The sequence below is a fragment of the Verrucomicrobiia bacterium genome (assembly GCA_036268055.1).
Taxonomy (GTDB): domain Bacteria; phylum Verrucomicrobiota; class Verrucomicrobiia; order Limisphaerales; family Pedosphaeraceae; genus DATAUW01.
The window spans coordinates 60,026-85,278 of sequence record DATAUW010000041.1; the positions used below are offsets into that span (position 1 = coordinate 60,026).

Sequence of the window (25,253 nt, forward strand, 5' to 3'; positions counted from 1 at the left end):
CTGCGCCCACCAGAATTTTGCGCCTACTTCGCCATGGCAATGTCCATCGTCTCTTCGCGTTTGTGCGGCGCGTCTTCAGCCGACTCGACTTGCGTTCCCGCCACCGGCGGCACAAGGGGGGTGGACTTCAGGTCGAGCGTCGGTTCGTCAGCCTTGTGGAATTTCACGCTCACGATTTTGCTGATGCCATGCTCTTCCATCGTCACACCGTAAAGCACGTCGGCCATGCCGATGGTGCGTTTGTTGTGCGTGATGATGATGAATTGCGAATGCGAAAGAAAGCGTTGCAGCACGCGCACGAAACGATTGATGTTCGATTCATCAAGCGGCGCGTCCAATTCGTCGAGCACGCAGAACGGACTTGGCTTGACCTGGTAAATGGAAAACAACAGCGCCACCGCGGTCATGGTTTGTTCGCCGCCCGAGAGCAACGAAATCGTCTGAAGCTGTTTACCGGGCGGACGTGCGACAATATCAATCCCACTTTCGAGCGCATCGCCTTCACCCACGAGGATCAGGTCCGCCTTGCCGCCGCCAAACACTTCGGTGAACATCGCGCGGAAATTATCGCGAATTTTCTCGAACGTCTCGGTGAACATCTGGCGGGTCTGCGAATTGATGCGATTGATCACGTCAAGTAACTGCGTCTTGGCATTGACGAGATCGTCGTGTTGCGTCGTGAGAAATGTGTGACGCTGCTCGGTTTCTTCGTACTCCTCGATCGCCACCAGATTCACAGGCCCCATTTCATCAATGCGCTTTTGCAGCGCCGCGACTTGTTCAGTCACCGCGTTCCAATCCGTCGCCCCGCCACTCGCCGCCATCTCCTCGGGCGTCAGGGTCTGTACTTTCGCCGGACCTTCGTCGGCATACGTGATCGTGATGCACTCGCTCCGAATGTCATCGAGATTAAGGTGATATTTTTGCTGAATGCGTTCGCGGAGGTTTTGGACACTCATCGTTTTTTGCGCCAATTCGATTTCGATCGTGCCGCGTTGCTGCTGGCATTCGGTGAGCCGGCGACGTTGTTCGCGCAAGGCATCCTCACGCGCCGAAATATCCACTTCTTGCATCTCTTTTTCGCCAAGCAACGCCGCCGCCTGCGTGTTCACCTGCTCGCGTTCGTGCTGCAACGATTCGATCTGGCGATGTGAATCCTGGATTTCCGATTCCGCCTGGGTTTTGCGATTGAGAAATCCCGAGACTTCCGAACGCCGTTGCGTGACAAGCTGCGCCAATTCGCGTAAACGCTGTTCGAGCGTTTGTTGCTGGTGGCGGAACGATGCGCAAATCTGCTCTTCCGAAGCCACGGCAACTTTCGTTTCGGTCAGCGTCGTGGTCGCGGCGTCGCGCTGCTGGCGCAAATTTTCGAGCGTCGCGGTAATGCCCGCCACCTCTTGCTGAAGACTCAACTCGCGCGCTTCAAGTCCTCCGGCTTGCTGGGCGAGCGTGGCGCGTTTGCGAGTACCCTCGTCCTCCTGCGACGCGAGACTCTGGATTTCGTAAACGACCGTGTCAATTTTTTGATGCAGCAACCGCTGGGAATTTTGCAGCGCATTGAACTCGCCCTGATGCGTCGCGATGGCGACTTCCTGCTGGCGCAATTCCGTCTGCGCCTGTTGCAAGCCCGCTTGCAACAAAGTTTGTTCGCTTAATAACACGCCCTTGTTGCGGCTCAGTTCGCTCACCTGCTCTTGCGCTTGCGCGAGTTGCGCCTGTAATTCGGTGATTTGATTTTTGCGGCCAAGAATCGAACCCGGCGCTTTTCCCGAGCCATTGCTCGACCCGCCGGTATAAACTCCATGGCGCGTAAGAATCTCGCCCGAGTGTGTGACGTAATCGAATTGGCCATTGCTCTCCTGCCATGCGGCCGTGGCCGTTTGCAGATCGGCAACCACCAAAGTGCGGCCGAGCAAACTCTCGAGTAGCGGTTGAACCGATGCCTCCGATTCCACGACGCTCAACGCCGTCGGATAGTTCGTGTTCGGAAGAGCAATATTTTCGCTCGTCCCTCGCAGCGACAACGCCGCGATGCTCGCGCGGCCTTTTTTATTCGCGCTCAGGTCGGAAAGAATGTGGCGGGCAGCTTCGGGTTGCTCCGTGATGACCAGTTGCAGGTGATGACCCAGCGCCGTTTCGATGGCGGTAATATATTGGTCGGGCACACGGATTTTGTCCGCCAATGAACCCAGCACATGTTCGGCATTTTTGAGCGCGGCGAGCGTACCCGCGCTGAAGCCTTCGTGCTCGGATTGTAATTGCTCAAGCACGTTGAGACGCGAGCGCTTTTCCGCCTGCCGCTGCAACTGGGCGTCCAACTGCTGTGTCAACTGCGCCAGTTCCGCTTGAATCTCGCGCAATCGCGCCTGACGTTCCTCAACCGTGCCACGCTGGGTTTGGACATTGAGCTTTTGCGTTTCGACATTCGCCGCGAATTGATGCAAGCGCACTTCCAACTGGCCGCGCTCCTCTTCAAGCTGGATTTTTTCGGCGGAAAGTTTTTCAAGCCGCACGACGTTCCCCTGCTTCTGCAAATCAAGCGCGTTGATCTCGTTGCGTGCGCGGGTCAGTTGTTGCGCGTGAGAAAAGGCTTCCGCCTGTGCCTTGCGCTGGTTCTCCTGCAACTGGCGCAATTCATTTTCAATAGCCTGAACCGCGTCGCGTTTAGCTTGCAATGCGGCGCGATTCTGTTCGAGCGCGGCGGTGGACGCGGTTAGGCGCTCGCTCAACGCAGCCAATTCCTGTTCCGCGGCGCTGTGGCGCTCCTCGGCCTGGGTGATGTCGCCGAGAGCCTTCGTGTTTTGCGATGCCAATTCGCGCAGGCGTTCCTCGTTGAATTGCACCCGGCTTTCCTGCCGCTCCACCTGCCCCTTGAGTTCAAGGCCGCGCTGCTGCATTTCGTTGATGCGATGTTCCAGCACGGATAATTGTTCGCGCAACGCAGCGATTTCATCTTCGCCTTGCAGCACGGCGGCGGAACTTTGCTCGATTTCGGTGCGCAACTTTTCGGCGGATGTCTGACGATCCGTGATCTCGGATTGAAAAACATCGAACTGATGCCGCGCAAGCTGCGTGTCGAGGTGTTGCAACTCAAGCATGAATTGTTTATAGCGCCGCGCCTTGCCCGCCTGGCGTTGCAACGAGCCGATCTGCCGCTTCACTTCGCGAATCAAGTCGGCGACGCGCAAAAGATTTTGCTCGGTGTATTCGAGTTTGCGCAGCGATTCTTTTTTTTGCGCCTTGAACTTCGTGATGCCCGCCGCTTCCTCAAAAATCATCCGGCGATCTTCAGGTTTGCTGGAAAGAATTTGCGTGATGTTCCCCTGCGCCATGATGCTGTAGCTCGTGCGCCCGACGCCCGTGCCCATGAAAAGCTGCTGCACGTCTTTGAGACGGCAAGGAGTCTTATTGATGAAATACTCGCTGCCACCGTCGCGAAAGACCCGGCGCGTGATCGTAACTTCGTTATAGGCCACTTCGACGCCCGCCGCGCTAAGATGTTCCTCGTCCACACCGCCGATGGTCAGCGAAACTTCGGCCATGCCGAGCGGTTTCCGCCCGTCGGTTCCGTTAAAAATCACGTCCGCCATTTCGCCACCGCGCAAGGCCTTGGCCGACTGTTCGCCCAGTACCCAGCGGATGGCGTCGGACACATTCGACTTGCCGCAACCGTTGGGCCCGACAATGGCCGTGACGCCCGGTTGGAAATTCAGGCTCGTTTTATTTGCGAACGATTTGAAGCCTAAAACCGTTAAATTCTTGAGATACATGATTTTCCATTTAATTGAGCAAATAAATGGCAGAAGTAAAGTAAAAACCACCATATACAGGGGGATAGTTATTCACAGGGCACAACTAATGGTGAGATACTAAAATCGCGGTTTTTGGCAAAAATAGCCGTTTTTGAGTAAATTCTGGTTCAAATGCTTTGACCGCCGTGACCGCATGCGCCAGCCTTCTTTCCGTGCGGACCGCGGATCTACGATCCGCAGCAACCCAAGAAGAGATTGCCGTTCTCGGATCATCCAAACGCACCCCTCTTGATCACGTTGGCCGCCGCGCTTCGTTTGCTCAGCCACTCCAATATTCCACCCGCATATATATATTATATCCGATTATTCCGCCCATACCCGTTTTTGTATTAAACAAAAAAGGTTTATTACTTGAAACTATCATTAACAGTGTAGTTAATGAGTAACTCATGGTTTGTAACATCCGCGCCTTCACTCTAGTCATCATCGCTGCACTTTATGTGAGCTTCAGCGCTCGCGCGGGGAATTACGTTCCGGTGGTGATGGATCCGCCGGCGGTGGAACGGGAATTTCGCGGCGCGTGGGTGGCGACGGTGGGAAATATTGACTGGCCTTCCAAACCGGGCCTGACGGTCAAGCAGCAACAGGACGAATTCCTCGCCATCCTTGATCGCGCGGTCAAATTGCATTTGAACGCCATCGTCTTTCAAGTCCGCCCGGCGTGCGATGCCATGTATTCCTCCAAACTCGAACCGTGGTCAGGTTATCTCAGCGGCACGATGGGCGCGGCGCCGCAACCATTTTATGATCCGCTGGAGTTTGCCGTCACCGAAGCGCATCGCCGCGGGTTGGAACTGCATGCCTGGTTTAATCCGTTTCGCGCCGCGCTGCTCCCGGCGAAAATGCCGATGTCTTCGAATCACATCAGCCACACCCATCCCGATTGGGTGCGCAAATACGGAACGATGCTTTGGCTCGACCCCGGCGAGAAGAAAGTGCAGGACTATTCGTTGCGCGTGGTGATGGATGTCGTGCGGCGCTATGACATAGATGGCGTCCATTTCGACGATTATTTTTATCCCTACAAGGAACAGGACGCCCAGCATCGCGACCTGGAATTTCCCGACGAGGCAAGTTGGAAAAAATACGGTGCGGGCGGCAAACTCAGCCACGAAGATTGGCGTCGCGAAAATGTGAATACCTTCGTACGCCACGTCTATGAGTCTATTAAGGAGACGAAGCCTTGGGTGAAATTTGGCATCGCGCCTTTCGGCATTTGGCAACCCGGTTATCCCGCTCAAATCAAGGGTTTCAACGCCTACAATGTCCTTTACGGCGATTCGCGTAAGTGGTTGACGAATGGCTGGGTGGATTATCTCGCGCCGCAGCTTTACTGGGCTATCGCGCCGCCGGATCAAAGTTTTCCCGTGCTCTTAAAATGGTGGGAGGAACAAAATCCGAAGCATCGCAACATCTGGCCCGGCCTTGATTCGGAACGCGTGGGGGGAAAATGGGCCGCGTTTGAAATCATCAATCAAATTAAGACTACCCGCGAGTTGAGTGGCAGTTCGGCGGGCTCCATTCATTGGGCCGATCACACTCTAATGTCGAATCGTGGCAACTTGGCAACTGAATTGGAAAATGGCCCTTACTCCGCACCTGCGCTTATTCCTTCCTCGCCGTGGCTGGAAAAAAAAGCTCCCGGAAAACCCAAGCTGATGGTGGACGGGCACGATCAGGTCAACTGGCAGCCGGCGGCGTTCGATAAAATTTCCGCCTGGGTGGTTCAGACGAAAGCCAACGGAAGCTGGCGCACGGCCATTCTTCCCGGCGACGCGCGGCATCAGCCTCTCACAGACTCACCTGAAATCGTGGCGGTGACGGCCATTGATCGTTGCGGAGTGGCAAGTCCGGCGATGGTCGTCAAGCGGTCAGACGCGAAATAAATTTATTCTGATTGAAGAGCGGAGCGTTGCAGAGTTATTCCGCAACCCTCCGTTGATTTTTAGTTTTGAAGTGTGATCACATGCTTGCGGGCTTCACCAAAATCATCCATGAAACGCCGAATTTATCCGTGACCATTCCGAAGCGCTCGGAGAAGAAAGTCCTGGCGGGCGGCATCACAACCTGTCCCCCCGTGGCCAAACCGTTGCAAAGCCGTTCCACTTCGGCTTCGCTATGCACAGTGATGGACAACGCGAATCCCGAGAAAGTTTCCTTGCCCTGGCAACGTCCGTCTGAAACCTGAATCAGCGTCTCACCAATGCGGATTCGCGCGTGCATTATTTTGTCGGGAGAAGTTGGCGTGCACATGGATTTGTCGGGAGAATCCTTGAAGCGAAACATCATCGCCACCTCCGCGCCGATCGCCTTTTGATAAAACTCGATGGCCTCCTCGCAACGGCCGTCGAAATTCAAGTGAGGTTGAACTAAATAATTATTTTCTGTGCTCATATTTTTTTGATTTATCGGAACATGTCTTCGACACCGCGCCGGAGCGAATGCGTCCGTTTTCTATACGACGAACGGAAAATCCCTTTCGAGACAAAAAAAAGATTTTGGAAGGGCTGTAAGCCGATTTTTGTCTTCACCCTTGCGGATGGAGAGAATCATTTGTCTCAGCAGCCAATACCCGAAACCTGTTCCGCGAACGGAACCCGGAGCGGGCAACTCCTCGGTTTCCTATTTGGCCTTGCACCCGATGGGGTTTTCCGTGCCTCCGCGATTGCTCTTGGAGCGGTGGGCTCTTACCCCGCCGTTTCACCCTTGCCGCCGACCGAAGCCGGCGGCGGTTTCATTTTCTGTGGCACTTTCCGTCGAAAGTTTTTAACCTTTCTCCCGCGTGTATCCCCTGCTCAAGCAAAGGTTACGCGGCATCGCGCCCTGCGGAGTTCGGACTTTCCTCCCCCGGCTTGCGCACGGGAGCGATTCTCCGCCCTTCCAAAATCACCGCCATTCTACGCCGTGAATTTGTCCGAATCAAGCAGCGTAAACAAAAGTCCTTAGAGGGCTTAAAAAAAAATCACCCGGGTAAATCGGTTTTACGCGACTCACCCGGATGGCGGTTTAGTTGATGTTACAGTTACCTTGCTGAAAATCTGTGGGGTGGTTCGATACGTGGTGGCCAGGGCGATAATAGCTGGTGATTGACATCATGTTCCCGGTTGAATTTATCGTGGCCAAGTTCTCCGTGATGAAGGCCGTCGTGAAAACGATTGCGGCCTTCGTCAATAGTGGGAATCGCTATAGCGCCGCCTCCATCCGTCCAGCCGTAGCCTTGGTCATTGCCGCCGGATTCGCCTCCAGTCTGGACGCGCGCGAGATTTGCTTCGGCTTCGTCAAGTTGCGCCAGAGCAGCCAGCCTTTGAATTTCCATTTGCGCGTCGCGAGCGTCGCGCTCGTCACGGGATTGCATCTCAGCTTTCGCGGCTTGTTCCATCCGCGCATTTTCCAATCGCCAATCCTCACTGGCCTTTGCCGCGCCATTTTCATATTCGCGGGCTTTTTGCGGGTCATAGCCCGCGGCCTTTTGTTGATCGACGGAAAGCCGGGAAAATTTGATTTTAGCCACGCCGATTCCGTTTCTTATCGGTTCGTAATTAACCAAATAACCGTCTGGTTCCACGCGAATGAGCGACACGCCGTTATAAGTGACACCATCGGTAGTAATAATCGTGGCAGGGATTTCAGCGCCGGCGGAAATGACAAAAGTCATAAGGGCCGCACCCGTGAAAAGAATTTTTGGAGTTTTCATAATCTTCCGAGCAATAGCAGCACGAGCAGAATCACTACCACGAGTCCGAGTCCGCCGCTGGGATAGTATCCCCACCCGCTGCTATACGGCCACGCGGGCAGCGCGGCGATGATGAGGATAATCAATAGAACCAATACCAGTCGTGAAGGATTCATAATTTTTGATTGCCTTCGGCCAATTTTGGGCCGTTACCAACGAAAAGCTAAAGGTGTACCAGTTCCCTATCCCTCCATTTTCGCCTGAATTAAGTGACGGTAAAAATACGAACGGGGCAAATTGCATTATTCCTCTTTTGTAAAATGCAAATTGCGGCCCCGTTTTTTTCAACGTGATTCACTGGCTGCGCGGACTCGCGTCAGAGTTGGTCGTTTTCTCCGGCTTCAGCGCGCCCTCGACAATGGTGGAAGCCAGAACCATTTCATTTTTGTCTGGCAACATTTCCAATCGCGCCAGCGGTTCAAAGTCACGCCGGACGACCAGCGCGGCATATTTGGAACCAGTATGGGTCCAACTAAACCAGGTTTTGTCGGGCTGAATCGGCAGAAAAAAACCCGGGGTCGGCTGGATGTACCAATAGCTGAAGGCGCGAGCATAAATGATGACAACGCAATCGGCGGGCACCGGACCGCTGACGCGTCCGGCGATGTCCGCGTGGGTATCGGGACCGCCGGGCTCGAATGGCGGAATCGTCGTGATCTCAATCTGGACGTTAGCCGCCTGCCGCCCATTGCGCGAACTGTCGCCATCGAATTTCACTCTAATTTCCGACTGCGCGACCCGCTGATTGCCACGCCATGCTTCCACTGAAACTTTGTCCTGCCGCACCCCTTCGGCAAATCTAAAGGTAGTGGAAGGCCGGTCGGATTCCTGTGGCTCACACTCGCCGGAAACCGCGAACCATTTATAGTGAAGTCCCGCCGTGGGTCCCGCGACCTGGGCTTGAATTTCAAGAAGATTCGCCGGCTCTTGCGGCGCTGCGCGTTCCGACAATTGGACATTGACATCGTTGCGTTCGCCACAGCCCGCAAAGCCGATCGCGAATGCAATCAATAGGATGTTTATCATGACGCACCATTCTCGCGGGACAAATGCAGCACGGCGCTTGAGACGGATTTTGTAAAAAATTTTATTCATGCCCAAGACGATTCAAATAGGTGAGCGAATAACAACCTACGCGTTCACCGAAATCGAATTCGCGCGTGAGAAAATGGTTTCGACGCTCCACCCACACTGTGCCGTTCTCGCTGTCGAGCGATACCGGAGTGGCTAGCGGAGCGAGACGCATTTCCGCGCGCGGCAAGGCATTTGGACCGCGGCGCGGAAGCAAATTCGCCCGGCGATTGGACCAAAAATGCGACTCCAGGACTACGCGGAAATCTTCAGGATGCCGGGTGTCAAGGGTCACCCAAAGGTAGGAAGGTGATGGAGAGGACGGCATAACGGCCAGCGGTGCGCGCGGAGGGAACAGAACGGCCCGCAGGCCGCCATTGCCGAAAAGGATCACGCAACTTACCGCGAGCGCGAGCGCGTTGACCGCCATTTGCCGCGCGCTCGAAAGATTGCCGATCCGCATCAACGCGCCTGCCACATGCCGGCAACGATGAATCGCCAATCCCTGGCTCTCCGCCGCAAAACCGAGTTGTTGCAAACCATCCGCCGCAGTAACCGGCGTGCGCTCGAAAACCGCCGAAGCCAGCGTGCCGCTCAAGTCTTTCATTTTGCCGCGGCCCGCGCCGCTTTGTCGTGGCATCAGCAGATGGGTGATTGAATCATGCTGAACACACGCGCGCAACTTCGGCTCAATCACGACCGGACGGAGGTGCGCTTCGGCAGTGACCACTCCCGTCGCGGCCCAGCCGTTCGTCTCGGAATTTAATTTTGTGTAGATATTGCGCCATAGCCATGAACGATGTTCTTTTCCACGTTTGGCGCGGAACAACGAAAGCATCGTGCTCAAACAAAAAACGACGCCCGCCGAGCCACCTTTTAGCGTCAGGCCGCCATTCATTCGCAGCCGCACCTGGCTTCGATTCAACAGAGCATTCCACTCGCGTCCATCGCGCCACGCCGCGAGACACTGGGTCATTGAAACTTTCGCCGCGATCGCAATCAAACCGACCCAAAGCGTGACGAGTGCCGCTACTACATAAAACAACTGCCTTCCCGGATCGGGTCCGATCAACAAATATAAAATAATTCCAGCCACCCCGAACCATCCGGCCATTAGCGCGACTCTCACCACTTTTGAATACGGACGCCGCCCGCTCGCGATCCACAAGGCGAGAAATACCAGCAGCCCTTTGCCGTTCAAAAGGCTCATCGCAGCGCGGCGTGGTATTTCCAATTCCACACCGTCCACTTGAAAACCTTCGCTCACGATTTGCGGAGCGGTGGCATCGGCCGGCAGCGCGATCGCTTCGACCCGACGGACGTCCTCCGCTTCGCCCAGGCTTTTTTCGGTGAGGATAATCGCCGACAGTCCGCCTACGCCGAAGCTCGCACGATATTTTTCAAAGGCGGCCCATTCGTTGAACGGCGCGACCCCGGCAAGTTCACTCAGGATGAAATGCCGCGCCAAACCGTTTTTGCGCAAATTGGCTTCGCGCGCCCAGCGGTTCAGCAGCCACGCGATGAATTGCCGCTGCGAATGGCGCGTGCGGCCCGCTTGCTGAACTGCGGCGCGTTCACCAACCGAGGCTTCGTGGCAATACCATTCGTCCCAATGGCTGCCAATCCCGTGAAGCGGGCTGCGCAAAAGCGAGCCGTCACGGAAACTTTCCGTACTCCAGTGCCAGAATGTCCAGAACCAGACGAAGCGCATTCAGGATCACGTATTAACTGCAATGGACTAGGGACTCGCGCGCAGAATGAATCGAAACGGCATGCGGTCGGTGACTTTCAGCGCATCCCATCCCACGACGACTTCCGCGGGCAATTCGGCATCCATGCGATATTCGCAATCCACCGCGACCGTCGCAGGCGCTGACAAAACCGGACGCGAAGTTCTATCCGCCACCAAGGTGACTTCAAAGTTTTCAACCTTCGCCCCATCGGCAGGCGCGCTCAACTCAAAACGCAAACGCAACCGTCCGTCGCGCACGACCAGATAAACTACGCGCGCAAAATCTTCGGTCTCCTGTCCGTCGCTTACGATTAACGCGGGAACTGGATGTCCCCCGCGGGCCTGTCGGAGTTCCGTCATGGCATGCGCATAGGCGACCCGCATCTTGCCGAGGCGCTCGGCGCAGGCCTGAAATTTTTCTGGCCAGGTTTCCCACCAGGGCCGCGCCAATTCGAGCAGGCGTTTTCCCCGCGGTGCCGGCGGAGCTTCCGCCTCAGCCTGCGCGAGCCGCAACTGTAAAAGTTCTTCCATGGAAATATTTTTTTTCATGTTGCAACCGTTTCGGGATCGACCGGGCGCGAGTCCTCAAGATGAATTTTCATTTGCCGGACGCCTTCGCGCACCCAGGCGCTGATGGTTTGCTCGGTGCGACCGTAGCGCAAGCCGATCTCCGCGCACGACTCGCCCGCGATGTAACGCGCCACAAGGATTTCGTGCAGCAATGTGTCCAGCCGGCCCAACGCCTCATCAATATCCAGCTTGAGCAGCGTGCTTTCGACGTGGCGAATCGTTTTCAAGTCCGGCAGAAAGTCCGCAAGCCGGCCATTTTCTCCGGTGTCGCTGGCGATCTCGGCTTCGAGCGAAGCCAGTCGGCCTTCGGCCATCGGCCCGGCGCGGCGGGCCGAGCGGCAATTATCACGCCACAGGTTCGTCGCTATGGTCAGAAGATAGGCGGGGAAATTACCGTCGGGCTTAAGCGAACGGCGCGCGCGCAAGACGCGGCACCACGCTTCCTGTGCCAGATCGCTGGCTTTTTGGGAATTCAAGGTCATCACCTGGCAGCGCGCAAAAAGCTTTTTCCAGTAACGATCCACTAATACATCAAGCGCGGGACCGTCGGGCGGTTCGCAGCGAATGGCGGCGATCAACCAGGCGTCCGGCCACAAATTGGCATCCTGCAAACGGGCCCAACTCTCGCCCTGAAACTTCTGCTCGTTCAGCGCTGTCGCATCGGCCATCAAACGGCGAGCTTCGGCGGCATCCCCAGCCGCGAGCAATGACTCGATGGTCATGCGCAACGTCTCAGGCACTCGGTCAATGGGTTTGATGACGGCGTCAATCATTCGTTTGAGTGGAACTCATAGGTATGATTACGCCGTGGCACTCTAAAATGAAAGCAGTTTGAATCCGAAATCTGCGGATCAATTCAAACGACGACGACGAAGCCTAGTGCGTATGCGCCACGGAATTCGCGTGCCGCCAGGCATGAAGGATATGCTCGATGATGGCATCCACGCCGGGACCGTGCTTGACCTGCGCAAACACCACCGGGCCATCGCCGCGCATGCGCCGGGCGTCACGGGCCATTACCTCAAGGTCGGCGCCGACCGCCGGGGCGAGGTCGGTTTTATTGATCACCAGCAAGTCCGCCTGCGTGATTCCAGGGCCGCCTTTGCGGGGAATTTTATCGCCGCCCGCAACATCAATCACGTACACCGTGAAGTCAGCCAGTTCGCGGCTGAAATGCGCGGCCAGATTATCGCCGCCGGATTCCAGCAGCATTAATTCCGGTTTGAAATGGCGTTGCAGTTCTTCCAGCGCGAGCAGATTGGCCGAGATGTCCTCGCGAATCGCGGCGTGCGGACAACCGCCCGTCTCGACGGCGCGAATACGCTCGGCTTCCAACGCCTGATGCCGCACCAAAAATTCGCCGTCTTCTTTCGTAAAAATATCATTCGTCACGGCGGCGATATTCATTCGCTCGCGCAATTCCCGGCACAGCGCCAGCATCAACGCCGTCTTGCCACTGCCCACCGGGCCGCCAACGCCGACAGTGAAAGCGCGTTGAGCGAAATCTCGCGTCAAAGGTTGTTCGCGTTCACCGAAGCGTCCCGGATGTTCCAGGTGTTCGTGAGTATGGCCGTCCGGCCCGTGATGATGATGACCTGCGCTCATAATGTTATTCGATGCGAAAATCAACTTTGAAACAATCGCGAATAGAGACGGTCTTGCGCGCCCTGCCAGAGGTCGAGCAATGGTGCTGTCTGGGCGACGTCATCCACAGTGAGCATTTCGCAGTGATCAAGAATTTCCACGGCTGGTGACGCGCATTGGTGTTGCAACGATTGTGCTTCCATCGGCCCGATGACACCCAATCGCACCGCGCTCGCAGTCAATCCGCGCATATAAGTAAAAAAGAAAAGTTCCGCCACCGTGCGCCGCCCAATCCCCAAAGCTCGAACCACGCCGCCAAAAACCGGGCTCAAATGAAACGGCTGCCCGGCTGATGCTGATTCGCGAATTTGTTTCAAATCCGCGCCGCCAAAAATGCGCTCGGCTGATGCCAGCAATGCGCGCCCCTGCAACCGGCTCGCTCGATTGGCGACATGGTTCGTCGTAAAGGAATCGCACAACAAATCGAGACGCAAAAGTTCCGCCGGCTGGTCGTAAGCGCCCAGCATGAATGGCAGCGAACCCTTTCCAAATTGCCACAAACTGGCCTCGATGAAACTTCGCAGTTCAGCACGATTGCGCAGTTCGCCGTGCTGCCATGTTGCCTCGAGTCCGCCGGAGTGGGCGAATCCGCCGGTCGGGAAAGCCGAATCCGCCAGTTGCCAAATCAACCACTGATCGCCGGCGATTTCTGCCTCGCCGCCAGCCTTGGCAAATTCTGATTCTGGTTGTACGCGCGCGAACACAACTTAAAAAAGATGATAGCGTTGCGCGAGCGGCAGGATTTTTGCCGGTTCGCAAACGAGCGATTCGCCATCCGCAGTCACGGCGTAGGTTTCCGGATCAACCGTGATGCGCGGCGTGGCGTCATTCCATCTCATGTGGGACTTGCCGAGGTTGCGACAGCCGCGCACGGCCTCAAGGCGTTTCGTCAGACCGTAAGTTGAAACAACTCCGCGCTCTTTGCTCAATGCGCTGACAAAGCTCACCGAAATCGGCCCCGGCGCGCGGCCAAATGCGCCGAACATCGGCCGCATAAAAACCGGTTGCGGTGTGGGAATGGAAGCGTTGGGATCGCCCATCTGCGACCACGCGATAACACCGCCTTTGATGACCATTTCCGGCTTCGCGCCAAAAAACGCCGGCTTCCACAAAACCAAATCCGCCAATTTGCCAACCTCAACCGATCCGATCAAATGACTCATCCCGTGCGCGATTGCGGGATTAATTGTGTATTTGGAAATATAGCGTTTGATGCGCATATTATCATTCGCGCCTTTTTCGCCAGGCAGCGCGCCGCGTTGTTGTTTCATCTTGTCCGCGGTTTGCCACGTCCGCGTGATGACTTCCCCGATGCGGCCCATCGCCTGCGAATCCGAACTCATCATGCTAATGGCGCCCAAATCGTGCAGGATGTCTTCCGCCGCGATGGTTTCGCCACGGATGCGGCTTTCCGCAAACGCCACGTCCTCCGGCAATCCGGGATCAAGATGATGGCACACCATCAACATATCGAGATGCTCGTCAATGGTGTTAACGGTGTACGGCCGCGTTGGATTCGTCGAACTCGGCAAGACATTCGGCTCGCCGCAAATGCGGATGATGTCCGGTGCGTGCCCGCCGCCCGCGCCCTCGGAATGATACGTGTGAATCGTGCGGCCTTTGATCGCGGCGATGGTCGCGCCGACGAATCCCGATTCGTTAAGCGTGTCGGTGTGAATCGTGACCTGCACATCGTGTTCGTCCGCGATGCGCAAGCAACAATCAATCGCGGCGGGCGTCGTCCCCCAGTCTTCGTGCAACTTGAGTCCAATCGCGCCGCCGAGGATTTGTTCCGCGAGACCTTCGGGCATTGCCGTGTTACCTTTGCCGGTAAAACCAAAATTCAGCGGCAGTTGATCGGTCGCCTGCAACATCATTCGCAAATAACCTGCGCCCGGCGTGCAAGTCGTCGCGCAGGTTCCCGTCGCGGGTCCGGTGCCGCCGCCCACCATTGTGGTCAATCCCGCCGCGATCGCCTCGAACGCTTGTTGCGGACATATATAATGGATATGCGTGTCCAATCCTCCCGCGGTCAAAATCATCCCCTCCCCCGCGATCACTTCGGTCGTGACGCCAAAGATCATTCCCGGTGTCACTCCAGCCATGACATCCGGGTTGCCCGCCTTGCCGATGCCCTTGATCAAACCGTCCTTGATGCCGATGTCCGCCTTGTAAATTCCCGTATGGTCCACCACGATCGCGCACGTTATCACGCAATCCAACGCATCGGCCTGTCCCACACCCGCCGCCTGCCCCATGCCTTCGCGCAAAACCTTTCCACCACCGAATTTGCATTCGTCGCCGTAAACGGTGAAATCCTTTTCCACCTCCAGTTGCAATGAAGTATCGCCGAGCTTCAACCGGTCACCGGTCGTCGGCCCGAACATCTCCGCGTAATGCGAGCGTTGCATTTTATGAGCCATGATTTTCCTCCTGATGCGCGAAGCCGCCGTCTTTTACCCGCGCCATGACCGCCGGCAAATTTTCCGCCGAGACTTTGCCATTGCCAAGATTGTTGCCGCCACGAATCACCCGATTGCCCGCAATCTCAACCAAATTAACGGTTTTGGTTTCGCCCGGTTCAAAACGCACCGCCGTTCCTGCAGGAACGTCCAACCGGCGACCGTAAGCTTTTGCGCGATCAAAGCGAAGCTGCGCGTTCGTCTCGATAAAATGATAATGGCTTCCGACTTGCACCGGACGGTCACCAAGATTGGTGACGGACAAAGTGATGCTCACGCGGCCCGCGTTCAGTTCGAGTTCCCCTGGTTGCGGCGTCATCGCGCCCGGCTCGAAATCTGTGACCGCATCCGCCTTGAAAGTTGAAATATCCGGCACCGGCAGAAAACTTCCATACAACGCCAATTTCAAATCTCCATGCTCCGCAGCGATAGGATGATGCACCGTTACCAGTTTTGTCCCGTCGGGAAATGTTCCCTCCACCTGCACTTCGCCAATCATCGCAGGCACGCCGGACATCACCTGACGACGGCCTAGAAATTTTCGGCCCAGGTCCATGAGTTCCGCCACGCTGCGGCCATCGCGAATGAATTCGAGAAGCTGCGTCGCGATCAACGCGACGGCTTCGGGGTAGTTGAGCCGCACGCCGCGCGCAAGCCGTTTCTGGGCGAGGAAGCCCGCGTTGTGAAGCAGCAGCTTGTCAATTTCTCGAGGCGACAGATGCATTGTGGTAAATGAATTGGGTCTCCGGTTTCAGCGCTCACCATTTTCGCGCCCAGGGATCATCGTGCAAAACGTCACGAAGAAAATCAAGCTGTTGGTGAATCTCCCGCCGGACTTGTTCCACTGCTTCGCCCGCCAAACGAAGCACCACGCCGCCTTTGATAGCACTCGCGCTGCACAGAAGCGACGCGCGGCGCTCAATGGGCCGCACAGCGATGCGCTCCAGGACTTGAGCCGCAACCGTATTCAACACTTCGCCAAGAATGACAATCGTCGCGATACAATTCATCCGCCCCATCCGATGTGCACCACCCAGCGGCCCTGGTTCGGCATCGAGCGACAACGCATCCAAAAAAACGCGCTCGCCGCCGACGAAAATTTCATTGCGACTTTGAAAACGATTGAATACCCAGCGTTCACCACAAGCCGCGCGCCCCGAGCCAAGCCAATCCACCAATACCAATCCGCTCCCGCGCGCGAGTTGAAATCCCTGGCGTTGGACATAATCAGAATCGGCGAACGCCTGCACCGCATCCGGCGCCAGCACTAACAGGGAATCTTCCGCGAGGTCTGCGCGAAGTTCATGACCGCACGGGCGATTTTTTGGATTGCGATAAACTTTTGTCGAAGCCTGCGTGCTCAGGAAGCAGCGTGTTCCCGCGCCGAGTTTCACCGTCAGTTTAGTCTCGTCACCGGCGACCATGCCGCCGCCGAAACTGCTCAGATAGGCCCACACACTTTCGCCGCGCGGTCTGGGAACGAGAATTTTCAACGGGCTCGACGCGCAAACTGAAGTCGCCGTGCTCATACCCGAAACCATTTGAACCTCGAGATGGCCAAATCCCTTTTCCACTGGCGATGCGCAGCCGTTTTCGGTCACGCCATTCAAAACGCCAGCCTCGCCAGGCGGGTTGCGAAATAGTTCATGCAAAGAGGAAACACGCGGGACAGGTTTCGCGACGACTATCATACCGTCAAGTATTTCTTCACGATCCCTTCGTTCAAATCCGCAATCGGCCCGCCCGCGACCACCGCTCCGCGATCCATCACGTAAAACCGGTCGGCAATTTCGAGGCAAAAATCGAGATATTGTTCGACCAATAAAATACTGATCTTGTCCGTCTTTTTGATTTTCACCAGCGTCTCGCCGATCAGGTCAATGATGTTCGGCTGAATACCTTCCGTCGGCTCGTCCAGAATCAGAACTTTGGGGTCCGTCAACAATGCGCGCGCGATCGCCAGTTGCTGTTGTTGGCCGCCGCTGAGCACTCCGCCTTTGCGTCCCAGCATTTCCTTGAGCACGGGAAAAAGTTCCAGCACGCGTTCCAACTGGCCGTTCGCCTGCGTGCCATGCACGACAAGGCTGATCTTTAAATTTTCCCACACTGTCAAATTTGGAAAAATATCGCGTCCCTGCGGCACGTATCCGATGCCCTTGCGCGCACGTTCTTCTGACGGCAATCCGCTCAGTGATTCTCCGCAGATGCGGATGTCGCCGCTGACGGGTTTGACCAAGCCAACGATGCATTTCAGCGTGGTCGTTTTCCCGACACCGTTGCGTCCCATGAACGCCACTAACTGCCCGTCGGGAAGGGTCATGTTCACATCGCGCAAGATTTGCGAGCCGTCGTACGCCGCGTTGAGATTCGAGATCGCCAGCAACGGCGGTGGTTCCGGCGTGGTCATAAATGTTTCTTCTCGTGCTTGCGGCCCAAATAAACATCGAGGACGCGTTCGTTGTTTTGCACTTCATCCACGCTGCCTTCGCACAACACATGGCCCTGGTGCAACACCGTGACCTTCCTTCCCAGTTGCCGCACGAAAGTCATGTCGTGTTCGATGACCACGACGCTGTGCTTGCCTTCGAGCCCGAGCAATAACTCGGCGGTTTTGTGCGTTTCCTCGTCGGTCATACCGGCGGCGGGTTCATCCACCAGCAAAAGTTTCGGATCTTGCGCAATCAACATGCCGATCTCCAGCCATTGCTTTTGCCCGTGGCTTAACAATCCCGCTTTCCAATCGGCGCGCTGGGCCAGGCCAACCGTCTTTAAAACCTCATGGATGCGCGCGCGCTCGTCCTCACTGATGCGATGAAACAACGCGGCAAAAACCCCGCGCGGCCCTTTCAGCGACAACAGCAAATTTTCAAATACGGTGTGATGGACATACACGGAGGGCGTTTGAAATTTTCTGCCGATGCCAAGGCGGTTGATTTGATATTCGTTGAGCCGGGTGAGGTCCGTGCTCTTGCCAAATTCGATTTTTCCGCTGTCAGGGCGCGTGCGTCCGGTGATGAGGTCCATCATCGAACTTTTGCCCGCGCCATTGGGGCCGATGATGATGCGCAACTCGCCATCATCCATGTAAAAATTCAGATCGTTGATCGCCTTGAAACCGTCGAAGGATTTATTCACCCCTTCGAGCATGAGAATAAATTTCTTGGACATGCTTATTTGGTTCCCAGGAGTTGGCTTTTCTCCGCGAGTTCGGCAGCCGCGTTGTCGCGGGCTTTTGCCCGGCGCTGACGCATCTGGCGGATTTGCGCGGGAAGCCCCACGATTCCGGCGGGCATGAAAATCGTCACCACAATGAACAAACCGCCAAGGATCAAGAGCCACAAATCCGGGTAGGCGCGGGTCGCCCAACTTTTGATGACATTCACCACCACCGCGCCGATGACCGGCCCGATCAATGTGCCGCGGCCGCCGATCGAAACCCAGATCACCGCCTCGATGGATTTGTCCACGCCCATTTCGCTGGGGTTGATGATTCCCACTTGCGGCACATAAAGCATCCCGCCGATTGCCGCGATCAAAGCGCTCACGACAAACACGAACAGCTTGTAATTTCCCGCGGCATAGCCACTGAACAGCACGCGATTTTCACTATCGCGAATCGCTTGCTGTACCAGTCCAAATTTTGTCCGGCTCAGCCATTTGCAAAACCAATAGACCAGCAAAAGTGTCACGCCCGATGCGAAATACAAAATCCGTTGCGTGGAAGCCAGGCGCAAATCATATCCCAGCATGAATTTGAAATCGGTGAAGCCATTGTTGCCGCCGAGCAAAAGACTGTTGCGAAAAAATAGCAAACAGGCGGCATAGGTCAGCGCCTGGGTGAGAATCGAAAAATAGACCCCGCGAATGCGCGAGCGAAAGGCGAGAAAGCCAAATACCAACGCCAGTACGCCCGGCAAAACCAGTGCCATCAGCACGGCAAATGGGAAACTCGAAAAAGGCTTCCAGAAGACCGGCAGATTGCTCCAGCCCAGGAACACGAGAAAGTCAGGAATGGGTTTGTGATACTGGCCAAGGTCGCCAATCATGCGCATCAGATACATCCCCATCATGTAACCGCCGAGCGTGAAAAAGAGCGCCTGGCCGAGACATAACAAACCCGTGTAACCCCAAAGCAAATCCACGCTGATCGCCAAAATCGCGTAGCAAAGATATTTGCCATAGACAGTGATCGAAAAATCGGAGACGTGCAGGAAGCTGCTCGCGGGCACGAACGCATTGAGGGATGGCAAGATCGCCAGAATATAAATCGCCGCGATGGCGACACCCCACTTTTGATATTTCGATGTTTCCATTTTAATCCAGACTGCGGCTGCGAATTGAGAACAATCCGCCGGGCTTCCATTGCAGGAACAAGATGATGGTGATAAGCACCACAATCTTCCCACTCACGGGCGAGCCGGTCAGTTGTTGCAACACCTGGTCGGACGTGCCGATGCCCAGCGCGGCACATACCGTGCCGATGATGCTTCCCACACCGCCGACGACCACCGTCATGAACGCATTGACGATATGGTCCTGCCCCATGCTCGGTCCGACATTGCCGATTTGTGAAAGGAACGCGCCCGCCAGCCCGGCCAATCCCGATCCAAAAGCAAAGGTCAGCATATTGATGCGACGCGTCCGCACTCCGAGGCACGCGGCCATGTTGCGATTCTGCATCACCGCGCGAATCAAAAGACCCAGCGGCGTTTTTGTCAGCAGCAGCCAGGTTCCGATAACGATCAGGACTGCGAAGCCGATGACGAACACGCGATTGTAACCGAAGCTCACGTCATCCACCGTAAAATGGCCGAGCAACCACGACGGCGAATTTACCTGCACATTGTTCGCGCCAAAAACCATGCGGAAACATTGCTGCATCACCAGCGAAACTCCCCACGTCGCCAGCAATGATTCCAGCGGACGCCGGTAAAGAAATTGAATCACCGCCCGTTCCACCAGCAAGCCCGCCAGCGCCGCCATGATGAAACTCAAAGGCAGCGCCACCAGGAAATAACTTTCATACGTCGCGCCGGTGGTATTGAGTCCCGGCAAGTGCATTCCAAATTGGATGGCCTTCCCGGCAAAATTGAACGGCAGCACAATCGTGAAACCAAATCCCGCGCCAAAAAGATTTTGCACCACGTAACAAGTGTACGCGCCGACCGCGATCATCTCGCCGTGCGCCATATTAATGATGCCCATCAAACCGAACGTGATCGCCAAACCCAGCGCGACCACCAGCAAAATCGAACCCAGACTGATCCCATGAAAAATGGTGCCGAAGAAATTGACCCAGCCAATGTGGTTCTTGATGGAACCAATCGCCTTGGTTGCCGCCAGCTTCGCTGCGGGCGGAGTCGTATCCTTCTCGGCAAACTTCTGTAGATTTTCCACTGAACCGATTGACTGAAGTTCCGCCAGATGATTCACCGCAGAAATCTTCACGTCTGTGTTTGTATCCCCCAACTGGAGCATGGCAATAGCCTCTTCAATGGCCCGGCGCACTTCCGCATTCGTCTCCCTGGTCAGTCTTGCCTGCAAAATCGGGAGGTATTGCAGCTTCTGTGAGTTGCCGAGTTTGCTCACCGCCGAGTGGCGGACTTCGGGATCTTTGTCGGCAAGCGCGAGCGAATCGAGGGTGCGTTGAATCACTTTGCGCAAAGCCATGTCCGTCTCGGCGGCTTCAAGATCGCCGGAACCAAAATGCAACTCCACTCCCTTATCATCCTTCAAAATCTGGCCGTCATCCACGCGAATGGCGCGCGCCTTGCCCTGGGCGTCCTGTTGGTCCTCCAACTGCACCGGCACCTTTGCGCCGCCCGGCGCGCCATACATATATATTCCATCGCGCGTCCACGCCGTGAGAACATCGTGCGCCGTCTTCGAGCCGGTATCCACCAGTTCGCTCAACAGCTTTGGCTGGTCTTCCGGTTTCGCGACGATCACCTCGGCGAGCTTTTTCCTGGCTTCAAGTTCCGTGGCGCTCTCCGCGGCACGCGCCATCCCTGTGCCGGAGAGCAATAGCGCGATCCAAACCATCAATCCAAGGCGAAAAGTTGAATTCATATTTGTGAAAAAGGAGGAACGAAGATGGACAACTTCGTTCCTCCTTGAACTAACTAACTCGGAAACAAGATCAACACGGCCATCATTTCGCGGCTAGCTTTTCGTCCAGGCCTTTCAGCAGGAACGGTTCACCGGTAACTCCGTCAAATGATTTGAGAATCTTGAACTGGCCGTTGGCCTTGGTTTCACCAATGTAAACATTCTTGGTGGCGTGATGGTTGGCTTGCATCGTGACCGTGCCGCCCGGGCCACCGAAGGAGATCGCACCGGATTCCAGCACTTCGCGAACTTTGTCCACGTCAGCCGTGCCGGCCTTTTCGACCGCGGCCTTCCAGAGATAAACGCCGTCATAGGAAAGCACCATCGGACTGTCCACCGGGCGGTTTTCTTTTACGACACCGGCATGGGATTCAGTCGAGAGCCAGTCTTTCCAGTTGCCCAGGAACTTTTTGTTCTCCGGCGTAGGGAGGGACATGAAGTAAGTCCAGCAACCGAGTTCACCGACCAGGTCTTTGGTCGGCAGCGCGCGGAGTTCGTCTTCCGCCAAGCTGAAGGAGACCACCGGGCAATCCGAAGGCGTCAAACCAGCGGCGGCAATTTCCTTGAAGAAAGGCACGTTGGAATCACCGTTGATGGTGTTGATCACGCAGGCGTCACCACCGGCGGCGAATTGCTTGATGTCGGCCACGATCTGCTGATAGTCGGTGTGGCCGAATGGGGTGTATTTGCCAGCAGAGATGACCTTGCCGGAATCATCCTTGCGCAAACCGCCGCCGATGTCCTCGATCTTGATGCCGTGCAGCAACAGATATTTGTAGAGGATGAGGTTCGTGGTTTGCGGATACACGTAGTCGGTGCCGATCAGGTAGAATCTCTTCTTGCCCTGCGCAAGCAGATAGTCAACCGCCGGGGTGGCTTGTTGATTCACCGCTTCAGCAGTGTAGAAAATATTCTTGGAAAGCTCTTCACCTTCATACTGCACCGGATAGAAGAGCAAGCCATTGTCCTTCTCAAAGACCGGCAGCACGGATTTGCGGCTGACCGAAGTCCAGCAGCCGAAAACCACCGCGACCTTGTCTTCTTCGAGCAACTGCTTGGCTTTTTCAGCGAACAGCGGCCAGTTCGAGGCGCCGTCCACGATGACCGGCTCGATAGTGTACATCTTGTCGCCGATCTTGATGCCGCCTTCCTTGTTGATTTCATCAAACGCGAACAACAACACATCGCGCAACGACGTTTCGCTGATGGCCATCGTGCCGCTCAATGAATGGAGAATGCCGACCTTGATGGTATCTGCGGCTTGACCGACCGTGGCTGCGAATAAACACGCCGCCCCCGTTACCAGACTAAAGAATTGCTTTTTCATAGGATTTCAAATGACGTTGATTTCAGATTCAGGTTTTCAATGTTGGGTTTAGAACAGATAAGAAAGGCCGGCGCCGAAGATGACCCGGTTTTGTTTGCCCGGCACGAAGCCTCCCGAATACGAGGTATGGTCGTAGCGGATTTCCGGCTGGAACTTGATGGCGGGAACCGGAGTGTAGTTGAGCGTGACCGCGACACTGGAAAGGTCCTGGCCAACGCCGACCGGGTTCATGAACCCGAGCGCGCCGCCGGAGGCATCCACACCGTCATGATCCGCGAGATATTCCGCGCGCAAGGCGAGGTCGAATTGCTTGGTGAACGCGTAATCCGTCCAAAGCCCGGCGGAATAAACATCCGAGTGCCCGGCAGCATACGCCGCGGGAGGAGCTGCAAGATGCGGATTATAGAAGTTGAACCAGTCGAGTTCCGTGCCGAAGGTCCACTGCGGCGTTGGATTCCATCCGGCGAGGATTTCCGCGCCGATGAGATTTTCGGTAAAGCCCGCATCCTCACGACCGCCGAATACCAAGCCATTGACCCAAAGATTTTTCAAGGGCTTGAGGTCGAGCGCGGCGATGAAACTCTTGGAAGAGTTATTGTCAATAGGTCCGGCATAAGTGCCGTTTTGCACGCGCAACTTCACATCGGCCCAATCCGTCAGGGTATAGCCGAGTTGAATGCCTTCCGCGGGACCATTGCCGGTGAAGAACCATTGGTAACCCTGCGAAAAGTTCGCATTCGCCGCGCCGCCATCCCCCGACTCATAATTGAGCAGCGAGATCATTTCACCCGCCCGGAAATTCACGCCGGTGCCGATGGGAATGTTCAACTCAACATAGGCTTCGCGAACGGCATTGAAACCAGAATCATTGTTATACGTTCCAGTCGCGCCCCCCGGAGTGGTCGTGACGGTTGAATGATTGCCGTTGAAACCGGAATTGACGACGGGCGCGTCCTGGCCGTAGATGAGCGACACGCGAAACGCGGCGTCGAACTTATCGCCGCTGCGCTCAACCGGTTTGCTGGCGAGCGTCACTTTGATTTTGTTCAACGAAAAGTTGTCGTTGACGCGGTTCCACAGATAACCGGGCGAAACATGGCCCGCCGGTTCGCTGCTGTCATGAAAGTACGACGTGGTGATGAAGCCGCTGAGGGTGATGTCCGACAGCGCTGCAACGGACGAATTACCGCCCTTGTTGCTGGGCATCCAGCCTTCTTTTTCCGCGGCCGTTTCGAGCGCATCCAGGCGCGCCTTGAGGTCTTTGTTTTCCTGCGTCAGTTTTTGCATTGACTGGGGATCGGTGGCCGAAGGGTCGGCGGCCATCGGATCCGCATGCAGCGCGATCGCGCTGCTGACGACCATCCCCATGCACACACCGGCCGTCTTTAACTGCTTGCCAAGTCTAGGTTGTTTTTTCATCGCGTAGTCAGTTGTTAGGTTGTCCTGTCGTTGCATTGTTCGAGCCAGTTCACAATCGGTGAGCTTGGCTTGACAGTTGCTTGTATTGGGTCACCACGGCGTTTGGCCTCTGGTTGATCAAGTTGTTTTCGGAAAAAGCAACTCAGATACCGATTGGGCGAATTGTTCCGTGAAATATTTTAACGACCGCCTTGAATCGCATTCACACATGGATGAACCACTAGATAGCAGGCAGCTAAGAGCGTTTGTCGTCCTCGCGGAAACCGGCAGTTATACCGAGACCGCCCGCCGTCTTTTTGTCACGCACTCAGCCATCAGCCACGCGATGCGCGCACTGGAGAGCACGGTGGGGTGTCGCCTTTTGAACAACCTGAATAAAAAGGTCATGCTCACGGACGCCGGCGAGGCGCTACTTCAACATGCACAGCAGGTTTTGGAGGAAATGCGCCGCGCGAAAACAAATCTCAACGCGCTCAACAAATGGGGCTCGCGCCGTTTGCGCATCTCCGCCGAAGCACCGCTGGCAGGTTATTTTCTCAACGATGTGCTCGTGGAATTTCATCACAAATTTCCCAACGTCATGGTCAGCGTGGAATTGCACAACCGTTGTGATGCTTATGCTTTTCTCACGGCGAACCGCACCGACCTGGTATTTGCCGAAAAGCCGCCGGTGGATGGGCGCTTTGAATTTTGCCCGCTGTTCTCCGACACGTTTCACGTGGTCATGGGCCCACAACATCCCTGGGCGGTCAAAAAATCCGTGACGCTTTCAGAATTTCCCAAAGCGCCGTTCATCCTTCATCGCAACCTCGCGCGCTCCCAAAAAATGCTGGCGGACTACCTGGAAAAATCGGGTTTCCAACTCAACACCGTGGCGGAGATGGACAGTCTGGATTCAATCAAGGATTTCGTGCGCCAAACCCGCGCGATCAGCATCCTCCCGACGTGGGCAATCGAGTGCGAATTACGGGACGGAATATTGGTGGCGCTCCCATTGGGCCGCCGGTCATTTGAACAAACCTGGGGATTCACCCGTTGGACCGAGCGCGCACTGACTCATAGCGAGTCCGGCTTCGTCCATATTTGCCGAACGGTTCTGATGGAAACCGCCGCGAAAATAAAACTTAAATCCACTACGTTTCCAACCATGCAGGCCTGAGCGGTATTCCGTAAACCAGCAGCAAATTTTTTCAGCTTATTCTTTCGCCGACTTTCATCTGGCTTGCGTTAAACCTTTGCGGTCCCTTCGATGGGATTGACTCCGCTTGCAGGGCTGGAATATTGTCTAAACCCGCCAAGACGCAAATGCGTCGCAGTCAAGCGCGTCCGCTGGTCTGCGGATCGGTCTTTTGCCAAAGAAAGATTTGCGCCCGGC

21 protein-coding genes and 1 other RNA gene are annotated in these 25,253 nt (G+C 55.8%); 2 read left to right on the plus strand and 20 right to left on the minus strand.

Features of this window, described 5'->3' with window-relative positions; translation table 11 throughout:
• Positions 1-23 precede the first annotated feature (23 nt).
• The gene (smc, locus tag VH413_20045; protein HEX3800994.1) at positions 24-3,770 is read right to left on the minus strand and encodes a chromosome segregation protein SMC; all 3,747 of its coding nucleotides are present in this window, start codon (positions 3,768-3,770) and stop codon (positions 24-26) included.
• 431 nt (positions 3,771-4,201) lie between these two features.
• On the opposite strand from smc, the gene VH413_20050 reads away from it, so the two are divergent.
• The gene (locus VH413_20050; protein ID HEX3800995.1) at positions 4,202-5,698 is read left to right on the plus strand and encodes a family 10 glycosylhydrolase; all 1,497 of its coding nucleotides are present in this window, start codon (positions 4,202-4,204) and stop codon (positions 5,696-5,698) included.
• A 76-nt stretch (positions 5,699-5,774) separates the two neighbouring features.
• On the opposite strand, the gene VH413_20055 is transcribed toward VH413_20050, so the two are convergent.
• The 19 genes from VH413_20055 to VH413_20145 all read right to left on the minus strand — a co-directional run bounded on the left by VH413_20055 (position 5,775) and on the right by VH413_20145 (position 23,878).
• The gene (locus tag VH413_20055; protein HEX3800996.1) at positions 5,775-6,206 is read right to left on the minus strand and encodes a VOC family protein; all 432 of its coding nucleotides are present in this window, start codon (positions 6,204-6,206) and stop codon (positions 5,775-5,777) included.
• 100 nt (positions 6,207-6,306) lie between these two features.
• An RNA gene (gene rnpB / locus VH413_20060) (RNase P RNA component class A) lies at positions 6,307-6,696 on the minus strand.
• A 138-nt stretch (positions 6,697-6,834) separates the two neighbouring features.
• Entirely contained in the window at positions 6,835-7,506 is a 672-nt protein-coding gene (locus VH413_20065) for a hypothetical protein (protein ID HEX3800997.1), read from the minus strand.
• Positions 7,503-7,661: a DUF3309 family protein gene (locus VH413_20070; protein HEX3800998.1), complete on the minus strand. Its 159-nt coding sequence runs from the start codon at positions 7,659-7,661 to the stop codon at positions 7,503-7,505. The genes VH413_20065 and VH413_20070 overlap by 4 nt, the downstream gene beginning before the upstream one ends.
• A 178-nt stretch (positions 7,662-7,839) precedes the next feature.
• Entirely contained in the window at positions 7,840-8,571 is a 732-nt protein-coding gene (locus tag VH413_20075; GenBank protein HEX3800999.1) for a hypothetical protein, read from the minus strand.
• Between the two features lie 61 nt (positions 8,572-8,632).
• The gene (locus tag VH413_20080) at positions 8,633-10,327 is read right to left on the minus strand and encodes a hypothetical protein (GenBank protein ID HEX3801000.1); all 1,695 of its coding nucleotides are present in this window, start codon (positions 10,325-10,327) and stop codon (positions 8,633-8,635) included.
• Between the two features lie 27 nt (positions 10,328-10,354).
• Entirely contained in the window at positions 10,355-10,879 is a 525-nt protein-coding gene (locus VH413_20085; protein ID HEX3801001.1) for a hypothetical protein, read from the minus strand.
• A gap of 14 nt (positions 10,880-10,893) precedes the next feature.
• Positions 10,894-11,691, minus strand: a complete 798-nt coding sequence (locus VH413_20090) for a sigma-70 family RNA polymerase sigma factor (GenBank protein HEX3801002.1) — start codon at positions 11,689-11,691, stop codon at positions 10,894-10,896.
• Between the two features lie 103 nt (positions 11,692-11,794).
• Positions 11,795-12,523 carry an urease accessory protein UreG gene (gene ureG, locus VH413_20095; protein HEX3801003.1) on the minus strand — a complete coding sequence of 243 codons (729 nt, stop codon included), beginning with the start codon at positions 12,521-12,523 and terminating at the stop codon, positions 11,795-11,797.
• 20 nt (positions 12,524-12,543) lie between these two features.
• On the minus strand, positions 12,544-13,266 hold the full coding sequence (locus VH413_20100; protein ID HEX3801004.1) for an urease accessory UreF family protein: 723 nt from the start codon (positions 13,264-13,266) through the stop codon (positions 12,544-12,546).
• Positions 13,267-13,269: 3 nt separating this feature from the next.
• Positions 13,270-14,985 carry an urease subunit alpha gene (gene ureC, locus VH413_20105; protein HEX3801005.1) on the minus strand — a complete coding sequence of 572 codons (1,716 nt, stop codon included), beginning with the start codon at positions 14,983-14,985 and terminating at the stop codon, positions 13,270-13,272.
• Complete coding sequence (ureA, locus tag VH413_20110) at positions 14,975-15,748, minus strand: urease subunit gamma (GenBank protein ID HEX3801006.1); 774 nt, start codon at positions 15,746-15,748, stop codon at positions 14,975-14,977. Before ureA ends, ureC begins: the two co-directional genes overlap by 11 nt.
• Positions 15,749-15,782: 34 nt before the next feature.
• Positions 15,783-16,715 (minus strand): urease accessory protein UreD, encoded by a 933-nt coding sequence (locus VH413_20115; protein HEX3801007.1) that lies wholly within the window; start codon positions 16,713-16,715, stop codon positions 15,783-15,785.
• Positions 16,712-17,407 (minus strand): urea ABC transporter ATP-binding subunit UrtE, encoded by a 696-nt coding sequence (urtE, locus tag VH413_20120; GenBank protein HEX3801008.1) that lies wholly within the window; start codon positions 17,405-17,407, stop codon positions 16,712-16,714. Before urtE ends, VH413_20115 begins: the two co-directional genes overlap by 4 nt.
• 20 nt (positions 17,408-17,427) lie before the next feature.
• Complete coding sequence (gene urtD, locus VH413_20125) at positions 17,428-18,192, minus strand: urea ABC transporter ATP-binding protein UrtD (protein ID HEX3801009.1); 765 nt, start codon at positions 18,190-18,192, stop codon at positions 17,428-17,430.
• A 2-nt stretch (positions 18,193-18,194) separates the two neighbouring features.
• Positions 18,195-19,337 (minus strand): urea ABC transporter permease subunit UrtC, encoded by a 1,143-nt coding sequence (gene urtC / locus VH413_20130; GenBank protein ID HEX3801010.1) that lies wholly within the window; start codon positions 19,335-19,337, stop codon positions 18,195-18,197.
• Between the two features lies 1 nt (position 19,338).
• A complete protein-coding gene (gene urtB / locus VH413_20135) occupies positions 19,339-21,093 on the minus strand; it encodes an urea ABC transporter permease subunit UrtB (GenBank protein HEX3801011.1) in 1,755 nt (584 codons plus the stop codon).
• An 82-nt stretch (positions 21,094-21,175) separates the two neighbouring features.
• A complete protein-coding gene (locus tag VH413_20140) occupies positions 21,176-22,459 on the minus strand; it encodes a transporter substrate-binding protein (protein ID HEX3801012.1) in 1,284 nt (427 codons plus the stop codon).
• A 48-nt stretch (positions 22,460-22,507) separates the two neighbouring features.
• On the minus strand, positions 22,508-23,878 hold the full coding sequence (locus VH413_20145) for an outer membrane beta-barrel protein (GenBank protein HEX3801013.1): 1,371 nt from the start codon (positions 23,876-23,878) through the stop codon (positions 22,508-22,510).
• A 208-nt stretch (positions 23,879-24,086) separates the two neighbouring features.
• Between VH413_20145 and VH413_20150 the strand changes: the two genes are divergently transcribed.
• Positions 24,087-25,037, plus strand: coding sequence for a LysR family transcriptional regulator (locus tag VH413_20150; GenBank protein ID HEX3801014.1), 951 nt, complete (start codon positions 24,087-24,089; stop codon positions 25,035-25,037).
• Positions 25,038-25,253 lie beyond the last annotated feature (216 nt).

Coding starts and splice junctions, on each gene's coding strand:
- smc (HEX3800994.1), bottom strand. CDS start 3,770: ATGTATCTCAAGAATTTAACGGTTTTAGGCTTCAAATCGTTCGCAAAT.
- VH413_20050 (HEX3800995.1), top strand. CDS start 4,202: ATGGTTTGTAACATCCGCGCCTTCACTCTAGTCATCATCGCTGCACTT.
- VH413_20055 (HEX3800996.1), bottom strand. CDS start 6,206: ATGAGCACAGAAAATAATTATTTAGTTCAACCTCACTTGAATTTCGAC.
- VH413_20065 (HEX3800997.1), bottom strand. CDS start 7,506: ATGAAAACTCCAAAAATTCTTTTCACGGGTGCGGCCCTTATGACTTTT.
- VH413_20070 (HEX3800998.1), bottom strand. CDS start 7,661: ATGAATCCTTCACGACTGGTATTGGTTCTATTGATTATCCTCATCATC.
- VH413_20075 (HEX3800999.1), bottom strand. CDS start 8,571: ATGATAAACATCCTATTGATTGCATTCGCGATCGGCTTTGCGGGCTGT.
- VH413_20080 (HEX3801000.1), bottom strand. CDS start 10,327: ATGCGCTTCGTCTGGTTCTGGACATTCTGGCACTGGAGTACGGAAAGT.
- VH413_20085 (HEX3801001.1), bottom strand. CDS start 10,879: ATGGAAGAACTTTTACAGTTGCGGCTCGCGCAGGCTGAGGCGGAAGCT.
- VH413_20090 (HEX3801002.1), bottom strand. CDS start 11,691: ATGATTGACGCCGTCATCAAACCCATTGACCGAGTGCCTGAGACGTTG.
- ureG (HEX3801003.1), bottom strand. CDS start 12,523: ATGAGCGCAGGTCATCATCATCACGGGCCGGACGGCCATACTCACGAA.
- ureC (HEX3801005.1), bottom strand. CDS start 14,985: ATGGCTCATAAAATGCAACGCTCGCATTACGCGGAGATGTTCGGGCCG.
- ureA (HEX3801006.1), bottom strand. CDS start 15,748: ATGCATCTGTCGCCTCGAGAAATTGACAAGCTGCTGCTTCACAACGCG.
- VH413_20115 (HEX3801007.1), bottom strand. CDS start 16,715: ATGATAGTCGTCGCGAAACCTGTCCCGCGTGTTTCCTCTTTGCATGAA.
- urtD (HEX3801009.1), bottom strand. CDS start 18,192: ATGTCCAAGAAATTTATTCTCATGCTCGAAGGGGTGAATAAATCCTTC.
- urtC (HEX3801010.1), bottom strand. CDS start 19,337: ATGGAAACATCGAAATATCAAAAGTGGGGTGTCGCCATCGCGGCGATT.
- urtB (HEX3801011.1), bottom strand. CDS start 21,093: ATGAATTCAACTTTTCGCCTTGGATTGATGGTTTGGATCGCGCTATTG.
- VH413_20140 (HEX3801012.1), bottom strand. CDS start 22,459: ATGAAAAAGCAATTCTTTAGTCTGGTAACGGGGGCGGCGTGTTTATTC.
- VH413_20145 (HEX3801013.1), bottom strand. CDS start 23,878: ATGAAAAAACAACCTAGACTTGGCAAGCAGTTAAAGACGGCCGGTGTG.
- VH413_20150 (HEX3801014.1), top strand. CDS start 24,087: ATGGATGAACCACTAGATAGCAGGCAGCTAAGAGCGTTTGTCGTCCTC.